Origin of the sequence: Streptomyces sp. NBC_00249 (assembly GCF_026342355.1) — a bacterium.
In the GTDB taxonomy this organism is placed as follows: domain Bacteria; phylum Actinomycetota; class Actinomycetes; order Streptomycetales; family Streptomycetaceae; genus Streptomyces.
Genome location: NZ_JAPEMV010000001.1, coordinates 1,832,067 through 1,850,272 on the forward strand (window position 1 = coordinate 1,832,067; position 18,206 = coordinate 1,850,272).

Annotated in this window: 15 protein-coding genes; 3 read left to right on the top strand and 12 right to left on the bottom strand. The window is 71.4% G+C overall.

The window, feature by feature from the left end:
• Positions 1 to 74: 74 nt before the first annotated feature.
• The 4 genes from OOK31_RS08070 to sbnA all read right to left on the bottom strand — a co-directional run bounded on the left by OOK31_RS08070 (position 75) and on the right by sbnA (position 3,880).
• On the bottom strand, positions 75 to 1,193 hold the full coding sequence (locus OOK31_RS08070; RefSeq protein WP_267011646.1) for a beta-ketoacyl synthase N-terminal-like domain-containing protein: 1,119 nt from the start codon (positions 1,191 to 1,193) through the stop codon (positions 75 to 77).
• On the bottom strand, positions 1,190 to 2,455 hold the full coding sequence (locus tag OOK31_RS08075) for a beta-ketoacyl synthase (protein WP_267011647.1): 1,266 nt from the start codon (positions 2,453 to 2,455) through the stop codon (positions 1,190 to 1,192). The genes OOK31_RS08070 and OOK31_RS08075 overlap by 4 nt, the downstream gene beginning before the upstream one ends.
• Positions 2,452 to 2,715 carry an acyl carrier protein gene (locus OOK31_RS08080; RefSeq protein ID WP_267011648.1) on the bottom strand — a complete coding sequence of 88 codons (264 nt, stop codon included), beginning with the start codon at positions 2,713 to 2,715 and terminating at the stop codon, positions 2,452 to 2,454. Before OOK31_RS08080 ends, OOK31_RS08075 begins: the two co-directional genes overlap by 4 nt.
• A gap of 127 nt (positions 2,716 to 2,842) precedes the next feature.
• Positions 2,843 to 3,880 (bottom strand): 2,3-diaminopropionate biosynthesis protein SbnA, encoded by a 1,038-nt coding sequence (gene sbnA, locus OOK31_RS08085; protein ID WP_267011649.1) that lies wholly within the window; start codon positions 3,878 to 3,880, stop codon positions 2,843 to 2,845.
• Between the two features lie 178 nt (positions 3,881 to 4,058).
• Here sbnA and OOK31_RS08090 point away from each other — a divergent pair, with 178 nt between their 5' ends.
• From OOK31_RS08090 to OOK31_RS08100, 3 genes are all read left to right on the top strand, one after another.
• Positions 4,059 to 5,657: a tryptophan halogenase family protein gene (locus OOK31_RS08090; protein ID WP_267011650.1), complete on the top strand. Its 1,599-nt coding sequence runs from the start codon at positions 4,059 to 4,061 to the stop codon at positions 5,655 to 5,657.
• 96 nt (positions 5,658 to 5,753) lie between these two features.
• The gene (locus OOK31_RS08095) at positions 5,754 to 6,395 is read left to right on the top strand and encodes a flavin reductase family protein (protein ID WP_267011651.1); all 642 of its coding nucleotides are present in this window, start codon (positions 5,754 to 5,756) and stop codon (positions 6,393 to 6,395) included.
• A complete protein-coding gene (locus tag OOK31_RS08100; protein WP_267011652.1) occupies positions 6,382 to 7,689 on the top strand; it encodes a cation:proton antiporter in 1,308 nt (435 codons plus the stop codon). Before OOK31_RS08095 ends, OOK31_RS08100 begins: the two co-directional genes overlap by 14 nt.
• Positions 7,690 to 7,823: 134 nt before the next feature.
• Here the strand turns inward: OOK31_RS08100 and trpD are convergent, their stop codons facing one another.
• The 8 genes from trpD to OOK31_RS08140 form a co-directional block, all read right to left on the bottom strand.
• Positions 7,824 to 8,891: an anthranilate phosphoribosyltransferase gene (gene trpD, locus OOK31_RS08105; RefSeq protein WP_267011653.1), complete on the bottom strand. Its 1,068-nt coding sequence runs from the start codon at positions 8,889 to 8,891 to the stop codon at positions 7,824 to 7,826.
• Entirely contained in the window at positions 8,891 to 9,085 is a 195-nt protein-coding gene (locus OOK31_RS08110; protein WP_267011654.1) for a hypothetical protein, read from the bottom strand. Before OOK31_RS08110 ends, trpD begins: the two co-directional genes overlap by 1 nt.
• 266 nt (positions 9,086 to 9,351) lie before the next feature.
• On the bottom strand, positions 9,352 to 10,671 hold the full coding sequence (locus tag OOK31_RS08115) for a class II 3-deoxy-7-phosphoheptulonate synthase (protein WP_267011867.1): 1,320 nt from the start codon (positions 10,669 to 10,671) through the stop codon (positions 9,352 to 9,354).
• Between the two features lie 23 nt (positions 10,672 to 10,694).
• Positions 10,695 to 11,291, bottom strand: a complete 597-nt coding sequence (locus tag OOK31_RS08120; protein WP_267011655.1) for an aminodeoxychorismate/anthranilate synthase component II — start codon at positions 11,289 to 11,291, stop codon at positions 10,695 to 10,697.
• Complete coding sequence (locus OOK31_RS08125; RefSeq protein WP_267011656.1) at positions 11,288 to 12,826, bottom strand: anthranilate synthase component I family protein; 1,539 nt, start codon at positions 12,824 to 12,826, stop codon at positions 11,288 to 11,290. The genes OOK31_RS08120 and OOK31_RS08125 overlap by 4 nt, the downstream gene beginning before the upstream one ends.
• Positions 12,827 to 12,917: 91 nt before the next feature.
• Positions 12,918 to 13,952 carry a 2,3-diaminopropionate biosynthesis protein SbnB gene (gene sbnB, locus OOK31_RS08130; protein ID WP_267011657.1) on the bottom strand — a complete coding sequence of 345 codons (1,035 nt, stop codon included), beginning with the start codon at positions 13,950 to 13,952 and terminating at the stop codon, positions 12,918 to 12,920.
• Between the two features lie 77 nt (positions 13,953 to 14,029).
• Complete coding sequence (locus OOK31_RS08135; protein WP_267011658.1) at positions 14,030 to 16,996, bottom strand: BTAD domain-containing putative transcriptional regulator; 2,967 nt, start codon at positions 16,994 to 16,996, stop codon at positions 14,030 to 14,032.
• Between the two features lie 368 nt (positions 16,997 to 17,364).
• Positions 17,365 to 18,159: a neocarzinostatin apoprotein domain-containing protein gene (locus OOK31_RS08140; protein ID WP_267011659.1), complete on the bottom strand. Its 795-nt coding sequence runs from the start codon at positions 18,157 to 18,159 to the stop codon at positions 17,365 to 17,367.
• Between the last annotated feature and the right edge of the window lie 47 nt (positions 18,160 to 18,206).

Below are 18,206 nucleotides of genomic sequence, written 5' to 3' on the forward strand. Positions count from 1 at the left end.
GTGGGGCGTCACGTGTACGGGGGGTGGTGCGGCCGGGACGGAGGGCGCGGTGGGCGTGCGCCCCCCGGTCGGGGTCAGCCGAGCCGCAGCAGGGTGGCTCCGACGGTGCCGTCCCGGTCCAGGGCGGTGACCAGCGCGAGCCGGTCGACCAGGGCGGGCTCCGCACCGGCGTGGGCCAGTACGGCGGCCAGCTGGAAGGCGGCCGACGCGGCGGTGGCGTCGCCGACGAGCGGGCGTACGGCGATCCGCTCGCCCCCGATGCCCTCGAGGGCGGACTCCTCCTGCTTGCCGAGGAGCCCGGGCGGGGTGCCCGGCGCGACCAGGGCCACGTCCTCGGGGTCCACGCCGGCGTCGGCGAGCACCTCGGCGACGCAGCGGGCGAGCGCGGCCCCGGCCCGCCCGGTCTCCGGGAAGGCCCGGAAGCGGGAGCCGAGCACGGTGGCGAGGACCCGCCGGCCTCCCTCGCGGGCGGCTTCCCCGCTCTCCAGCAGGAAGAGGGCCGCGCCCTCGCCGAGCGGGTCGGCCTCGGCGCCCGCGTGGTCGGCGACCCGCTCCAGGCGGGCGCGCTGCACGGAGAACTCCTCGGCCGCGCCGGCGAGCAGGGCGTTGGCGTGGCCGCCGCGCAGCAGCCGGGAGGCGTAGTTCAGGGCGAGCAGGCCGGTGGCGGAGCCGCCGGAGACGGTGACGTTGGGGCCCTTGAGGGTGTGCCGGATGGCGCTCTGGCCCGTCGGGCAGTTCATCACCGTGTTGGGGAAGCGGGCCGGGTCGACGAGGTAGGGCTTCTCCCCCGTCAGCGCGTCCTTGGTGAAGTCCATGATGGACTGGACGCTGCCGGAGGTGCCGAGCACCAGGCCGGTCTTCTCCGGGTCGGCGGCCAGGCCCTGGCCGAAGTCCTCCAGGAGTTCGCCGACGGTGACGACGGCGATCCCGGTGGCCCGGTCCATGGACCGGGTTCCCTTGCGGCCGAGGACGGCCTTGATGTCGAAGTCGGGGATCAGGCCCGCGTCCTCGTAGGGGACGGGCCAGCTCTCGGTGTCGACGGCGGCGGTGGCCGTCGCCCGCGCGAGGAGTCCCTCGGCGAAGGACTGCCGGCCCAGCCCGTACGGGGAGGTCACCGCCCAGCCCGAGATGACGAGACTGCGCTCGACGGCCTGTGCCGGTGCAGGTGCCGGGGCCGGTGCTGTTGCGCTCATGCGACTGCGCTCCTCTCTTCCCAGTGGCCGAGGACCAGCACGGCGTTGTTGCCGCCGAAGGCGAGTCCGTTGTTCTGCACGACCTTGAGGTCGGCCTCGACCGCCTCGTTCGGTACGCAGTCCACGCCGCACTCGGGGTCGGTGGCGCGGTGGTTGATGGTCGGCGGGATGAATCCCTCGCGCAGGGCGAGGGCGCAGGCCGCCGAGGCCAGGGCGCTGGCGGCGCCCATGGTGTGGCCGATCATCGACTTGATGGAGACGGTGCGCGGCAGGTCCTCGCCGAACACCTGGCGGATCGCTCCGACCTCGGTCACGTCGTTGGCCTTGGTCCCGGTGCCGTGCGCGGAGATGAAGTCCACGTCGGCGGGGGTGATCCCGGCGTTGGCGTGGGCCGCGGTGATGCAGCGGGCGATGGAGTCCCGGTCGGGGGCGACCGGGTGGCTGGCGTCGCAGGACAGGCCGTAGCCGAGGACCTCGGCGTAGATCCGGGCGCCGCGGGCCAGCGCGGACTCCAGCGACTCCATGAGCAGGATGCCGGCGCCCTCGCCCGTGAGGATGCCCTGCCGGTCGGCGTCGAAGGGCCTGCACACGTCGGGGGCGATGGTGCCCAGCCGGTAGAAGCCGGTGAAGGTCTTGCGGCACAGGGCGTCGGCCCCGCCGCACAGCGCCATCTCCACGTCTCCGGAGCTGATGGCGTCGTAGCCGTAGCCGACGGCGTAGTTCCCGGCGGCGCAGGCGGTGGGGACGGTGACCGTCTCCACGTCCTCCAGGCCGAGTTCGCGGACGATGCCGGCGGAGAGCCGGCCCGGCCAGACGCGGCGGGCCACCACGGGGTCGAGGGTGTCCTCGTCCCCGGCGACCTGGAGACCGGTGAGGTGGTCCAGGTCGCGGGACTCGCCGTCGGTGGTGCCGATCGAGACCAGGGAGCGCCTGGCCCGCACGTCGGCCTCGGTGAGCCCGCCGTCGGCCACGGCCATACGGGCCCCGGCGACCGCGAACTGTGCGGCCCGGCCGAGCTCGTCGGCCGGCAGCTCGCGCAGCCAGGCCTCCGGCTCGAAGTCGGTGATCTCGCAGGCGTTGGAATGGGCGAAGCCGGTGGTGTCGAACGCGCTGATGGGCTTCGCCCCGCTGCGTCCGGCCCGCAGGCCCTCGGCGAAGGCGTCCACGCCCGTGCCGATGCTCGTCACGACACCGAGACCTGTGATCACCACCCGGTGCCGGGCAGCGGCGCGCTGCCCTGTCGCGGCCGTCTCGGAGGTCACTTGCTCTCGGCCTCCGCGATCACGGCGTACACGCCGACCAGGTTGACCATGCGGCTGAGCTCGGCCTGCTCCAGCGTGATGCCGAAGACGCGCTCCAGCGCGGCCAGGATCTCGATGGTGCGCAGGGAGTCCGCGTCGTGCTCCTCCTTGAAGAGGCTGGTCTCGGTGACCTCGTCGAGGTCGAGCTCCAGGATGTCGCAGACGATGTCCTTGATCTGTTCCTTGCGCTCGGCGTCGAGGGCGGGGATCTGGGTGGTCATCTGATGTACCTCCGATGAAGGGCGGTCCGCTGGGGACCTGCCGGTGCCGTGCCGGGTGGACGCCCGGTGGGGTCGAGATGGTGGGGGTGTCGCGTTGTCACCGATGACTCGATGGTGGGAGCGGCCGCTATCGGTGGCCTATATCGACCAGGTGCGGGGTGTTGCCCACGGTGAGGGGCTCCTTCCAGAGGTGCGAGACCTCTCCGAACTGGCGGTGCACCCAGGCGTCGTCGTAGATCGTCTCCAGGTAGCGGTCGCCGCCGTCGGGCAGCACGAGCACCACGTTGGAGCCGGGGATGATGTCGGGGGCTATGCGCTCCAGCGCCGCGACGACGGCGCCGGAGGAGCCGCCGGCGAGGACCGCCTCGTGGCGGACGAGCCGGCGGCAGCCGACGACGCAGTCGAGGTCGCCGACGTGGATGACCCGGTCCGCGTCCGAGGGACGCAGCAGGCGGGGCACGACGGAGGCGCCGTGGCCCGGGATGAGCCGGGTGCGGCGTTCCTGCGGGCCGAAGAGCACGCTGCCGATGGCGTCCACCGCGTTGATGGTGGTGGTCATGCCGTGCCGGCGGATGTACTCGGCGCAGCCGCCGAGGGTGCCGCTGGTGCCGGCCGCCACGACGAGCTGGTCGACGCGGCCGTCGAGGGCCTCGGCGATCTCGCGCATCGTGGCCTGGTGGGCGATCGGGTTGAGCGGGTTGGAGTACTGGTCGGGCCAGTAGGAGTCGGGTGTCTCGGCGACGAGGTCGGCGACCCGGCGCAGCCGGGCCGGCAGGAGTTCGCCGGTGGCGGGATCGGGGTCGACGACGATCTCGACCTCGGCCCCGTAGGCCCGCAGGATCGCCACGTTCTGCCGGGTCGTCCGGGCGTCCACCACACAGATGAGACGCAGTCCGAAGTAGCCGCAGATCTGGGCGAGCCCGATGGCGAGATTGCCCGAACTCGACTCGATGACCGTGGATTTGCCGGGAACGAGTTCCCCGGTCCTGATGCGCGCCAGCACCATCGAGAGTGCCGAGCGGTCCTTGATACTTCCTCCGGGATTGAACCGCTCCACCTTGGCGAACACCCGCGAGCCGAGGCCCGGCAGCAGACGCTCCAGTTCAATGAGCGGAGTTCCTCCCACGGTAGAGAGGATTCCCTTCGTCCCTTCGTCGTACGGCATCTGATGCAGCCATCCTCTGCTGGGAGTTGCGGGGTGCGGATACAGCGTGCCGAGATTCGGCCAATCCGCTATACCGATGCCATACGGCTGGTTATAGGTGGCGCATAGCCGGTGGCCGGAATCTCTTCCACATCGCACCACGGAACTCCCCATGAAGACGGAAGAGAGAGTCCCTCACATGACCGGCACCGACTCGCGCATTCAGAAAGTCGTCATCCTCGGCGGCGGTACCGCCGGCTGGATGACCGCCGCCTATCTCGGCAAGGCGCTCCAGGGCACCGTGGACATCACCGTCCTGGAGGCGCCCGCGATTCCGCGGATCGGTGTCGGCGAGGCCACCGTCCCGAACCTCCACAAGGTCCTCTTCGACTACCTCGGCATCGCCGAGGAGGAGTGGATGCGGGAGTGCAACGCCAGCTTCAAGATGGCCGTCCGCTTCGTCAACTGGCGCACCGGCGGCCAGGGCGAGCCGAACGCCCGTGAGCTGGAGAACGGCGGCCCGGACCACTTCTACCACCCGTTCGGCATCCTGCCGGACAGCGACAACGTCCCGATGTCGCACTACTGGGCCAAGCGGAAGCTGGAGGGCCTGACCGAGGAGCCGTTCGACTACGCGTGCTTCCGCGAGCCCCCCGTCATGGACGCGAAGAAGTCCCCGAAGTGGATCGACGGCACCCCGTCCACCCGCTACGCCTGGCACTTCGACGCCGCTCTGGTCGCCGACTTCCTGCGCCGCTTCGCCACCGAGAAGCAGGGCGTGAACCACGTCCAGGACGAGATGACGCACGCGGAGAAGGACGAGCGCGGCTTCATCAAGGCCCTGCACACCAAGGCCGGCCGGGTCCTCGACGCCGACCTGTTCGTGGACTGCTCCGGCTTCCGCGGCCTGCTCATCAACCAGGCCCTGGAAGAGCCGTTCATCGACATGAGCGACCACCTGCTGTGCGACAGCGCCGTGGCCACCGCGGTCCCGCACGACGACGAGGCCAACGGCATCGAGCCGTACACCTCCGCCATCGCGATGACCTCCGGCTGGACCTGGAAGATCCCGATGCTGGGCCGTTTCGGTTCCGGTTACGTCTACTCCAGCAAGTTCACGACGAAGGAGGAGGCGACCGAGGAATTCAGCGCCCTCTGGGGTCTGGACCCGGAGACGACCAAGTTCAACCACGTGAAGTTCCGGGTGGGCCGCAACCGCCGCGCCTGGGTGAACAACGTGGTGAGCATCGGCCTTTCCTCCGCGTTCCTGGAGCCGCTGGAGTCCACCGGCATCTACTTCATCACCGCGGCCATCTACCAGCTGGCCAAGCACTTCCCGGACCGCAACTTCAACCCGGAGCTGGCCAACAGCTTCAACCACGAGATCGAGGTGATGTTCGACGACACCCGCGACTTCATCCAGGCGCACTTCTACTACGCGCCGCGCAATGACACGCCGTTCTGGCGGGCGAACAAGGAACTGACCCTCCCGAAGAACATCCAGGAGAAGATCTCCGCGTACAAGGCGGGTCTGGCGATCAACTCCCCGATCGCCGACGAGTCGACGTACTACGGAAACTTCGAGGCCGAGTTCCGCAACTTCTGGACCAACGGCAGCTATTACTGCGTCTTCGCCGGCCTCGGTCTGGAGCCGGACGCCCCGCTGCCGATCCTCGCGCACAAGCCCGATTCCGTGGCGGGTGCCGAGGCCATGTTCGGCAAGGTCAAGCAGGAGCAGGAGCACCTCCTCGACACGCTGCCGAGCACCTACGACTACCTGCGCAAGCTGCACGGCTAGTACGTAGTCGCTTCCTTCCGGTGCGCAGGCCCGGAGCCGGCCCCTCCCTCCGGCTTCCGGGCCCGCGCCGCACCCCAGCCTCAGGAGTACCCAGACATGTCCCACGCGTCCCAGCCGTCCCCGTCCGTCCGCGCCGGCCAGTCCGACGGCGCGGTCGAAGCCGACATCAGGCCTCTGATGTCGGCGTTCCCGTCCGGCGTCTCGGTGATCACCACGATCGGTGCGGATTCCGAGCCGCGCGGTATGACCTGCAGCTCCCTGGCCAGTGTCGCCCTCTCCCCGCCCACGATCGTGCTGTGCCTGCGCACCGCGAGCCCGACCGTGCAGGCCGTCCTGGAGACCGGGCACGTGGCCGTCAACCTGCTGCACGAGAACGCGCGTCCCGTGTCCGACCTGTTCGCGTCCGGAGCCCCGGACCGCTTCGGGCAGGTCGAGTGGCGCCTTCCGCTGGGGGCCGGCGGCCCGCACCTGACGGAGGCCTCGCACGCGATAGCCGACGGCGAGGTGACCCGGGCCGTCGAATTCGGGGACCACACCGCGGTGTTCGTCCGGGTCAACCGGATCTCCCAGCACGACGCGGAGGAACCCCTGCTCTTCGGCAAGCGCAGATACGCCCGCTGGACCGATGCCACGGCCGTCCCAGGACCGCCCGCCGCGGCCCCTCCCCTGCCGGCGATACCCGCCCCGCTCGCCGCGGCTCCTTCGGCTCCGAAGGGAGCAGCCCGTGTCCGCCCGTGACCCGCTGCCCGATCTGCTGATCGCGATCCCCGCCGTCATCATCGCGTGCAAGGCCGGCGCGATGCTCTTCCGCCGGCTCGGCCAGCCGCCCGTGGTCGGTGAGATCGCCGTGGGCATCCTGCTGGGGCCGTCGCTGCTCGGCTGGCTGTGGCCCGCGGCCCAGACATGGCTGTTCCCCGGGACGGTCCTGCCGTTCACCGGGGCGTTCGGAAACATCGGTCTGCTGGCGTTCATGTTTTTGGTGGGCCTGGAGCTCAACCTCTCGGCCCTGCGCGGGCACAGCCGTACCGCCATCGCCGTCAGTCAGGCGAGCATCGCGCTCCCGCTGCTCCTCGGCTCGGGGCTGGCCCTGCTGATGTACGACACGCTGGCGCCCGAAGGGGTCTCCAAGCTCGCGTTCGTCCTGTTCATCGCGGTGTCCATGAGCATCACCGCGTTCCCGGTGCTCGCCCGGATCCTCACCGACCGGGGGCTCTACAACACCCGTATCGGCGCCCTCGCCATGGCCTGCGCGGCCGTGGACGACGTGACCGCCTGGTGCCTGCTGGCCGCGGTGGTCGCCGTCAGCACCAGCAGCTCCCCCATCGAGGCGTTCACCACGGCGGCCCTGGCCGCGGCGTTCCTGGCGTTCATGATCTACGCGGTCCGGCCGCTGCTGGCCAAGTGGGCCGTACGGGCCGCCCGTACCGTCGACTCGGTCGTCCTGGTGGTGCTGTTCAGCGGGCTGTGCCTGTCGGCCTTCACCACCGACAAGATCGGCGTGCACGCGCTGTTCGGCGCCTTCGTCTTCGGGGTGATCACCCCGCGCGGCTCGCGGGTGATCGAGCTGTGCGCGGCCCGGCTGCGGGCCTTCACCATCCCGATCCTGCTCCCGCTGTTCTTCGTCAACACCGGTCTGCGCACCGACGTGGGGCTGGTGGTCGCCGACCCGATGATGTGGCTGTGGGCCCTGGCCATCATGGTCGTCGCCTTCCTCGGCAAGTGGGGCGGCAGCACGACCGCGGCGAAGGCCACCGGCCAGTCCTGGCGGGACGCCATGTCGATCGGCGCCCTGATGAACTGCCGCGGCCTGACCGAGCTGGTGGTGCTGAACCTCGGGCTCGAACTGGGGGTCATCGGACCGGGCCTCTTCACGATGCTGGTCCTGATGGCCCTGTTCACCACCGCGATCACCTCTCCCGCACTGTCCTGGATCCGGCGGGGGGTCCCGCCGGCGAAGGAGGCCGACGACGTCGCCGACGGACCCCTGGTGCACGAACCCGTCCGACTGCCGGCGAAGGCGGCCACCACCTGAGCCACCGGCCCGGACCCGGACCGCCACCGGCCGCGCGGCCGTACCGTCCCCCTCCCAGGGACCGGCACGGCCGCGCGGCGGCGCGTCGTCGTACGTGTCGTGCATGTCGTGCGTGTCGTGCGTGTACCGCCTGCTCAGCGCCCCGCCGCGGCGAGCGGCGCCTCGGCATGTCCGGCCGACGCCCGCACCCAGCGGTCCAGCACCGCTTCCGCGGCCCCGGAGTCGAGGGCTTGCGCCGCGCGGGCGACCGCCCCGCGCAGCCGCTCGGTGACCGTACGGCCCCCGGCCGGCTCGGCCGCGGCCAGCGCGGCGCCCGCCGAGAGCAGCACCGCGTCGCGCACCGGCCCAGGCTCCCCGCCGGCGAACAGCCGCCGGGCCACCGCCGCGTTGTGCACGGCGTCGGCTCCCCGCAGGGCGTCCACCGGAGCGAAGGCGATGCCGATCTCGCGGGGGTCGAAGGATTCCTCCCGGACCCTTCCCCCCTCGACGCTCAGCACCGTCGAGGTGGTCGTGACGCTGAGCTCGTCGAGCCCGTCGTCCCCCCGGAAGACCAGGGCGCTGCCGCCCCGGCGGGCCAGGACCCCCGCGATCAGCGGGAGCAGCCGCGCGTCGGCCACGCCGACCGCCTGCGCGGTGGGGCGCGCCGGGTTGGTCAGCGGCCCGAGGGCGTTGAAGACGGTCGGGATCCCGAGCTGCTTGCGGACCGGCGCGGCGAACCGCATCGAGGGGTGGAAGTCGGGGGCGAAGCAGAAGGTGATCCCCACCTCCTCCACCAGGGCCGCGACCCGTGCCGGCGCCAGGCGCAGGGTCACACCGAGCGCCTCCAGCACGTCGGCCGATCCCGAGGCCGAACTCGACGCCCGGTTGCCGTGCTTGACGACCCGGGCCCCGGCGCCGGCCGCGACGACCGCGGACATCGTCGAGATGTTGACCGTCTTCGCTCCGTCACCCCCGGTACCGACCACGTCGACCGTGGCACCGGGTACGTCGAGGGGCACCGCGTGGTCGAGCATGGCGCGCACCAGGCCCTCCAGCTCGCTCACCGTCTCCCCCTTGCCGCGCAGGGCGACCAGGAAGCCGGCGAGCTGCGCGTCGGTGGCCTCACCGCGCATCACCTGGTGCATGGCCCAGCCGGTGTCGGCGGCGGCCAGATCCCGGCCGGCGAGCAGGGTCTCCAGCAGCGTGCTCCAGTTTCGGTCCATCAGTGCCATTCTCCGGATTCGGACGTGGTGGTGGGAACAGGGACGGGCGCGGTGCGGGGGGTTCCGTCGGCGGTGATGCTGACCGGGGCGGCGTGGGATCCCTCTTCGGCGATCTGCACCCCGCCCGCTACTGCCACCGCCAGGACGATCGCAACGATGATCCGCTTGACCTGGGTGCGCCACATGTTCTGCATCTCGGTTCTTCTCCCCCGTTGAGTCCTGCTCGAGTTCCGGTCCGTTCCGGTGAGAAGAACACTAGGAAGGAGCGGCTTCGAGCTGATATCGCTGCGTCTTCAGGGGCTGGAGCATTTCGATAATGCCGATATAACCGCTGGTCAGAGGGTGCCCCGAGGACGATAACGAGCACCGGGACACCCCTTGACCGGCAGACCGGAACTGCTGGAGAGGTACTCGAATACCCCTCACGGTCCGGCCGACGATAAAAACGTGAAGCGGAGGCTCAGCGTTCTCGGTACATTTCAGCCACCAGGAAGGCCAGATCCAGCGACTGGGTCCGGTTGAGCCGGGGGTCACAGGTGGATTCGTAGCGCTCGCTCAGTTCCTCCAGGCTGACTTCCTCACCGCCGCCCACGCATTCGGTGACATCGCCCCCGGTGAACTCCAGGTGCACGCCCCCGGGATGCGTCCCGAGCTCGCGGTGGACCTCGAAGAAGCCCTTCACCTCGTCGACGATGTCGTCGAAGCGGCGGGTCTTGAGCCCCGACGGCGCCTCGAAGGTGTTGCCGTGCATGGGATCGCTCACCCACGCCACCGGCGCCCCCTCCGCGGCCGTCTTCTCCACCAGCTCGGGCAGCCGGTCGCGGACCTGGCCGGCGCCCATGCGGACGATGAAGGTGAGCCGGCCCGGCTCCCGTTCGGGATCGAGCCGGTCGATGAGCCGCAGCACCGTGTCAGAGTCGGTGGTGGGGCCGAGCTTGACCGCGACCGGGTTGGAGATCTTCGAGAAGAACTCCACGTGCGCCCCGTCGAGGTCGCGGGTCCGCTCCCCGATCCACAGCATGTGGCCGCTGCCCGAGTAGAGCCGCCCGGTCGCCGGGTCCTCGCGGACCAGCGGCTCCTCGTACTCCAGGAGCAGGCCCTCGTGGCTGACGTAGAACTCCACCGCGTGCTGGATGCGTTCGTCGGCCCCGCAGGCCCGCATGAAGTTGAGTGCCTGGTCGATCTGGGTGGCGAGCTCCGCGTAGCGCGCCCCGACGGGCGAGCGGGCGACGAAGTCCTGGTTCCAGGCGTGCGCCTGGCGCAGGTCCGCGTACCCGCCGGTGGTGAAGGCGCGTACGAGGTTCAGCGTGCCGGAGGCCGCCTGGTGCATCCGCAGCAGCCGGCCCGGGTCCGGGGTGCGTTCGGCCTCCTCGAAGGGGAAGCCGTTGACGGCGTCGCCCCGGTAGGCCGGCAGGGTCAGCCCGCCGCGGGTCTCGGTGGGCTTGGAGCGGGGTTTGGCGTACTGGCCCGCCATCCGGCCGATCTTCACGACGGGCACGGAGGCGGCGTACTGGAGGACCAGCGCCATCTGGAGCAGGGTGCGCACCTTGCGGCGTACGGAGTCCTCCCGGACGTCCGCGAAGGTCTCGGCGCAGTCGCCGCCCTGGAGGAGGAAGGCCTCGCCCCGGGCGACGGCGCCGAGCCGCTGCTTGAGCTGCTCGCACTCGGCGGCGACGACGAGCGGAACGGTGTCGCGCAGCTGCGTCCGTACGGCGTCCAGGGCGGCGGTGTCGGGCCATTCGGGCTGTTGTGCCGCGGGCAGGGCCCGCCAGGAATCCACGTGGTCCACGAGTTGCTCCTTTGTCACCGGGCGAGGGCGTCTGCGGGCTGGGTCCGTGCGGTGGTGAGGAAGTTCTCCAGGAGCCGCAGCCCGCCGACGGTCGTGATCGACTCGGGGTGGAACTGCACTCCTTCGACGGCGAGGGTCCGGTGGCGCAGCCCCATGACGTAGCCGTCGTCGACGGCGTGGGCGGTGGCGATCAGCTCCTGCGGCAGCGGCTCGGCCACGATGAGCGAGTGGTATCGGGTGGCGGTCATGGTCTCGCCGAGCCCGGCGAAGACCCCGGCGCCGTCGTGGGCGACCTCGCTGGTCTTGCCGTGCTTGAGCCGGTCGGCGACCTGTACGCGGCCGCCGTAGGCCAGGCCGATGGCCTGGTGGCCTAGGCAGATCCCGAGGAGCGGCACCCGCCCGGCGAAGCGGTGCACCAGCTCGACGTGGCCGGACTCGGCGGGATGTCCGGGGCCCGGGCCGAGGACCACCGCGTCGGGCAGGCGCGCGGCGAGCTCGTCGGGGCTCTCGGTGCCTGAGCGGACGACCTCGGTGGTGGCGCCGAGGGTGCGCAGGTACTGGTCGATGATGTGGGTGAAGCTGTCGTACGCGTCGACGAGCAGGACCTTCACGGGAGCAGCTCCTCACCGGTGAGCGCCCAGTAGGCCGCCCCCATCTTGTGCAGGGTCTCGCGCCACTCGGCGGCGGGCGAGGAGTCGGCGACGATGCCGGCGCAGCTCTGGGTGGAGTACGTCGACCCGTCGTGGGTGACCGTGCGGATGCACAGTGCGAGGCGGGACCAGCCGCGGACGTCGACGAGGCCGACGGCTCCCGCGTACATGCCCCGGGAATCGCTCTCCAGTTCGGAGATGATCTCCATGGCGCGGATCTTGGGGGCGCCGGTGACGGTTCCGGCGGGGAAGGTGGCCTTCAGCGCCGACCAGGTGTCCTCGCCTGGGGCGAGCAGGCCCTCGACGGTGGAGACGAGGTGGAAGACGTGCGAGAAGGTCTCGACCGTCATCACCTCGCGGGCGTCGAGGGTGGTGGGCAGGCAGACCCGGCCGATGTCGTTGCGGCACAGGTCGACGAGCATCACGTGCTCGGCCTGCTCCTTCTCGCTGGCGAGCAGGGCCTCGATGCGCGGGCCGTCGACCTCGGGGTCGCCGCTGCGGGGGGTGGTGCCGGCGATGGGCCGCATGACGATCCGGTCGCCCTCGGTGCGGAAGAGCACCTCGGGGCTGGCGCCGATCAGGGTGGAGCCGCAGCGGGGGACGAGGTACATGTACGGCGAGGGGTTGCGGGCGCGCAGTCGGCGGTAGACGTCCGAGGGGGTCAGCGCGCTGTCCACCTCGATGCGGTGGCCGATCTGGATCTGGTAGATGTCGCCGACGCCGATGTGCCCCAGGCAGCGCTCGACGTGGGCCAGGAAGGCGCTCTCGTCGGTGCTGTCGCGGACGGCGGAGGGTGCGGGGGCCTTCGGGGTCCGCCCGGCGGGCTCGGCCATCCCGGCGGTCAGCCGCTCGACGATCCCGGCCAGGTCGGTACGGGCGGCGGGGCCGCCGTCGGGGCCGAAGGCCTCGCTGCGGGCGGCGAGGCGGACGGCCGTACCGGCGTCGAGGTCGTACCAGACGGTGTCCTGGAACAGGGTCAGGACCAGGTCGGGGCCGCCGTCGGCGCCCACCGCGCGCTCCGGCAGCTCCTCCATGTACCAGGCGGCTCCGTACCCGATGGTGGCGAGGAAGCCGAAGGCGTACTCGGGGCGGGTGCTGTCGACGTCGAAGGAGGCCTGGACGGCCCGCAGGACGTCCCAGACCTGCTCGGGCCGCTCGAAGAGGCGGTCGCCGCCGGGGCCGGTGACCAGGCCCAGGCCGTCGGCGACACGCGACAGTTCGGCCAGTACGGGCGGCACGCCGACGGCGGAGATCCGCCCGGGGAAGATCCGCAGCTCGGCGAGCCGGCCGAAGCCGACGACCGCCGAGTTCCCGTCGAACTCGGGGCTCTCCAGGGACTCCAGGAGGAACACGTCCTCCCCGAACCGCGCCCGCAGGGCCTCGTACAGCTCCATGGGCGGGTGCGGGTCGAGGACGGTCTCCTCGACTCTGACGGGGAGGGGGGACCGGCCGTGATCGGCCGGCGCCCGAGTGGTGGTGTCGAGCAGTGTGGTCACTGAATCACTTTCCTCGGATGGCTCGGGGCCGTTCGGGGCGGCCGTGGTGCGCCGGGCGGACGGCGCGGGGTGGGGCAGGGCGGGGCAGGGCTCAGCCGTAGCGGCGCATCTCGTGGAAGAAGTCCTCGACGACCGTGAGGCCGCCCTGGCCCCGGAGGGTGTCGTAGATGTGCCGGCCGACCGCGAGGTCGAGCACGCCCAGGCCGAAGGGGGAGAAGAAGACGGGCTTGTCCTCGGGGACGGAAAGCTGCCCGGAGAGCACGTCGTAGAGGGTGCCGTCGACGAACTCGCGGCTGCCGGTGAGCTGTTCGGCCAGGTGGGGGGAGGTGTCGGCCTTGAGGCAGTGCTCGATGTCGTCGACGACGTTGAAGCCGGAGAGGATCACCTCGGCCGACAGGTCGCGCAGGGAGACGTGCAGCACCAGCGGGTTGTGGGTGAACCAGTCCGGGTCGGTGACGTGGGGGGTGCCGGCGACGGTGGCGAAGACGACCAGGTCGCTCTCGCGGATCAGCTTCTCGGCGCTGTCGTGGACGGTGACCGGGCCTTCCTCGCCCGAGCGGGTGAGGTAGTCGGCGAAGCCCTCGGCGTGCTCGGTGGACAGGTCGTGCACACCGATCTCGTCGAACTCCCAGCCCGTGCCCGCCAGGTACTGGTGGATGAAGCGGGCGATCAGCCCGACGCCGAAGAAGCCGATCCGGCGCGGGCGGCCGCCGGCCGGGCTGAGCCGGTCGGCCGCCAGCGCGGCGGAGGCGGCGGTGCGCGCCGCGCTGATGATCGAGGATTCCAGGCAGGCCAGCGGATATCCGGTCTCGGGGTCGTTCAGGATCAGTACGGCGGAGGCGCGCGGAATTCCGGCCGCCACATTCTCGGGGAAGCTGGAAATCCACTTCAGTCCGTCGACCGGCGCCTCTCCGCCGATGGACGCCGGCAGCGCGATGATCCGCGAGGTCGGGCGGTCGGGAAAGCGCAGGAAATAGGACGGCGGATTGACCGTCCCGCCCTCGCCGTGCACCCGATAAGCGGATTCGATCAATCCGACCACTTCGGGCGCACGGCCGTCGAGGACTTCGTGCACCTGGGCGCCGGGGATCACGGCGAAAGAGGGCGCGCCGGTCGTACGTGACATCGCAGACTCCACAGCTCGGCAGTTTTCTCGTCTGCGATGACGCTAGGGACCGGGCTTATCGCCGGGTTATTGCACGCTTACGCGCTCTCCCCCCGCGCCCCGGCCGCGGGCACGTCGCCGGAACCCGGCCGCTCCAGCGCCCGGGCCGCCTTCTCCTCCCACGGCGGGGCGCCGATGCCCTGGAAGATGCCGAGCGCTGCCCGCAGATGGGCCCGCCCCTCGTCCTCCCGCCCACTCCCCCGGTAGGCCTCGCCGAGTGCGAGCCGGATCTGCCCCTCGATCATCGGGCTCCGGGTGCGTCTGGCAGCGTCCAGCGCCCCCAGGAAGGTCCGCTCGGCCGCCTCGGCGGCGCCCGCCGAGTGCCGGGTCTGTGCCAGGCCCAGCAGCGCGTACGCCTGCCCGAGCAGGTCGGACTTCTCCTCCACGATGCCCACCGCCCGGGCGAAGGCCACCTCGGCCTCCTCCAGTCGGCCCAGCTCCAGGTACGCGCTGGCCAGCCGGTACGTGCCCTGCGCCAGGCTGCGCGAGACGCCGCCCTGGATGGCCTCGGAGACCCGTACCGCGTCCAGACCCAGCTCTACGGCAGCCTCCGGCTGTCCCTGGTCGAGGGCGAGCTGGGCCATCCCGTTGAGCACGTAGGCCTCCGAGGCCCGGTCACCCGCCGCACGGAACACCGGAAGTGCCTCGCCCAGCCGGTCCACGGCCCGGCCGTACTCCCCCCGGATCCGGTCGATCACCGCGAGGTTGCGCAGGACCAGGGCCCGGCCCAGGGCATCCTCAGCCCGCGTGTAGAGGTCGAGGGCCGTCTCGTGCCGCTCGGCGGACTGGTCGAGCCGCCGCAGCCGCAGGTCGACGGCGCCGAGCTGCTGCTCCATCGCCGCCTCGCCACGCAGGTTGTCCGCACTGCGTGCCGCTTTGAGCGCGTACTCGCTGCACCGGCGCCAGTCCTCCAGGTAGTTGCGCGACTCGAACAGAACCGTCATGGAGGCGACCAGGTCCCAGGCGAGGTCGGACAGGCCCAGCCGGGCGGTCTGCTCGACCAGGGCGACCAGCGAGAGCCGCTCGGCCTCGTACCACTCCAGCGGCGCCGCCAAGAGTTCCTCCAGCAGGACCGCGTCGATCTCCCGCCGGGGCACCTCGCTGTGCACGATGCCGTAGTCACCGCCGTACTCGCGCCGGTGCGCCTCCTCCGCGATGGTCAGACAGGTCCGGAAGACCCGGTCGCAGGCGGCGAGCCGGTCCTCCTCGCTCTCTTCCTCCCGGGCCAGTTCGTCCGCGTACAACCGCATCAGGTTCTGGAAGCGGTAGCGCAGCTGCCCGGTGGCGTCGACGCCGACGACCTCCAGGAACTGGGCGTCCACGAGGTGCTCTATGAGCCGCTCGGCGTCCAGTACGTCCTGGTCCATCAGCGCGGCCCCGACCCACGCCGTGAAGTCGGGTACGCCGAGCAGCCCCAGCAGTCGGTACAGCCGGGCCGCGTCCTTGTGCAGGTAGCGGTAGCTCAGCTCGAAGCTGGCCCGGATCTGGGACTCGCCCTGGCTGAGCTCGTCCAGCCGGCGGCGCCCGTCGCTGAGCCGGGTGACCAGGTGCCGCACCGTCCAGTGCGGCTTCGACGCCAGCCGGGCGGCGGCGATGCGCAGCGCGAGCGGCAGCCGGTCGCACAGCTCGACCAGCCGCGCCGACTCGGCCGGCGCGGCGAGGACGCGGCCCTCCCCGACGATCCGGCCGAGCAGCTCGACGGCGTCCTCCTGCGGCAGCAGCCCCAGGTGGACCCGGGCCCGCTGCGGCCAGGTCACCAGCTGCTCCAGCTGTTCCCGGCTGGTCACCAGCACGGTGCTGCCGCCCCCGCCGGGCAGCAGCGGGCGGATCTGCGCGAAGGTGCGGACGTTGTCGAGGACGATCAGCACCCGGCGCTCCGCGAGCACGCTGCGGTACAGCGCGATCCGGTCCTCCAGGCCGTTGGGCACGTCGTCGCTGTCGACACCGAGGGAACGCAGGAAGCGGCTGAGGATGTCGCCGGCCGTGGTCGGGGCGTGGTGCTCGTCATAGCCGCGGAGGTCGGCGAACAGCCGCCCGTCCGGGTACTGTTCGGTAACCCGGTGCGCCCAGCGGACACCGAGACCGGTCTTTCCCACGCCCGCGACGCCCGTGATCAGCCCGACGGTGGGCGTACGGCCGCCGTCGCCCTCGCCCACGAGGGTGTCGAGCGAGTCGAGTTCCTCGGCGCGCCCCGCGAACCCCGGGACGTCGGGTGGCAGTTCGGACGGTACGACGTGCCCGCGCGCTGCGGCGGCCTCCGGCACGGCATCGAGCGGCACCGCCCCCAGTGAGGGGTCGTCGCGCAGGATCGCGTCGTGCAGCTCCTGGAGTTCGGGGCCGGGTTCCATGCCCAGTTCGTCGATGAAGTGGCGCCGCGCCTCCCGGAAGCTCTCCATCGCCTCGGCCCGCCGCCCGGCTCGGTACTGGGCCAGGATGAAGTGGTAGCGGGTGCGTTCCCTCAGCGGGTGTTCGCGTACCGTCGCGGCCAGTTCGGGCAGCAGCAGCTGGTGCCGGCCGAGCTCCAGCTGGACCCCGGTCATCGCCTCGTAGGCGTTGATGCGGACCTCTTCCCAGCGGGCCGCCTCGTCCTCGACGAGCTGGCCGGTCACCCCGGCCAGCGCTGGGCCGCGCCACAGCGCGAGCGCCTCGGCGTACGAACGTGCGGCGTCGGCGGGTCTCTGCTCGCGGACGGCGATCTCCGCTTCGGCGACCAGCCGCGAGAAGGTGACGGTGTCCAGCGCGTGCCCCTCCGCACGCAGCAGGTACCCCGGGTGCGCGGTGACGATGACCTCGTCGGCCACTCCCTCGGCCTTGAACGCCTTGCGCAGAGCGGCGATCACGATGGCCACCTGGGTCCGCGCGGTGGCAGGAGGCCTCCCGTTCCACACTACATCGACAAGTGTGTCAACTGGCACAATCCGCCCGGGACTCAGGAGCAGAAGGGCCAGAATCGTACGTTGCCGGGCACCTCCTACCGGAACCGTCCGCTCCCCCGCGGTGGCCATAAGTGGACCAAGAATTCTGAAGCTGAGCCGCTCACCCAATGGATCTCCCCCCGTCACTGACCGGGCCCGGCCAGCTCGCTGAGCCTACCTGTCTGCCGCTGACAGAAAAGAGGCGTGGCACAAGCCGAGTGGCCGGTGGGGCACCCATGACCGAAAGCTGATCCATCATGTGGTGATTGGCTTGAACTCGCCTTCGCACACCCTCGCGTTCCAGGGTCCGGACGGCAAACATCGAGCCAAGAAGCGGCAAACCGGAAGCCCCCGAAGCCCTCCCCCACCCCGCGCCCAACGAAGAACCGCCCCCCGAGGATGCGCATGGCGAGGCCCCCGCGAGCACTCGCGGGGGCCGGGCCGTGCTCAGGGAGCCGTCAGCCGCCGGCCGGGGCGGGTGCCGTCGCGAAGTGGAGGGGGTGCTTCACGAATTCCGGGCCCCGGACCCGGGTGCCGTGGACCACCAGTTCGCAGCCGGGCGCGACACGGCAGTCGACCGTGCGGCCGTCGTTGGCGGTGAAGGTCGCCGAGAGGGTGAGCGTCTCGTCGAGACGGCCCTGGTCCGTGGTGGCCGGCGGGCGGCCCCGGGTACGGCAGGCGCCGGCGTCCGGGGAGCCCGCGGCGCACTCCAGGACCACCGAGTGGTACCGCGGTTCGTAGCCCCGCCCCGTGACGTGCACGGACTGGCCGTCCACCAGACCCTCGTACGGGTTCACCCGTACCGTGGGCGCCGCCTCGAGGGCGCCGTGCGGGCGGAAGCGCAGCGGGACGGTGGTGAGGACGGCCCCGGTGTTGTCCGTCAGGGCCAGCCGGCACGGCCGGTCGGCGGCCGCGGTGCGGCAGTCGAAGGGGCCCGAGCCGGTGGCGAGCTGGGCGTAGAGCTTCTTCGGAGCGACCTGAAGGGTGCCGTCCGGAAGGACGCGGAACTGGCGGGCGGTGTCCTCGTCACAGGCACCCGCCACCGTGTCCGGGGCGCACAGCTCGACCCAGACGTACGCCTTGGGCGGGCCGCCCTTGACCGAGAACTCGACGATGTCCCCGTCCAGCAGCCCCGCGGTGCGGTTCACGAGAAGCTGCGGACCCGCGGTCGCCGCCTGCGCGGTCCCCGCGAACCCCACCCCGGCCAACGCCAGCACGAGCCCGGCGCGGGCGAGAGACCCCCAGAACCCCATTGCTTCCCCCTCCTGGTCGACCTGTCCGATCGGGGGGATCCTCGTAC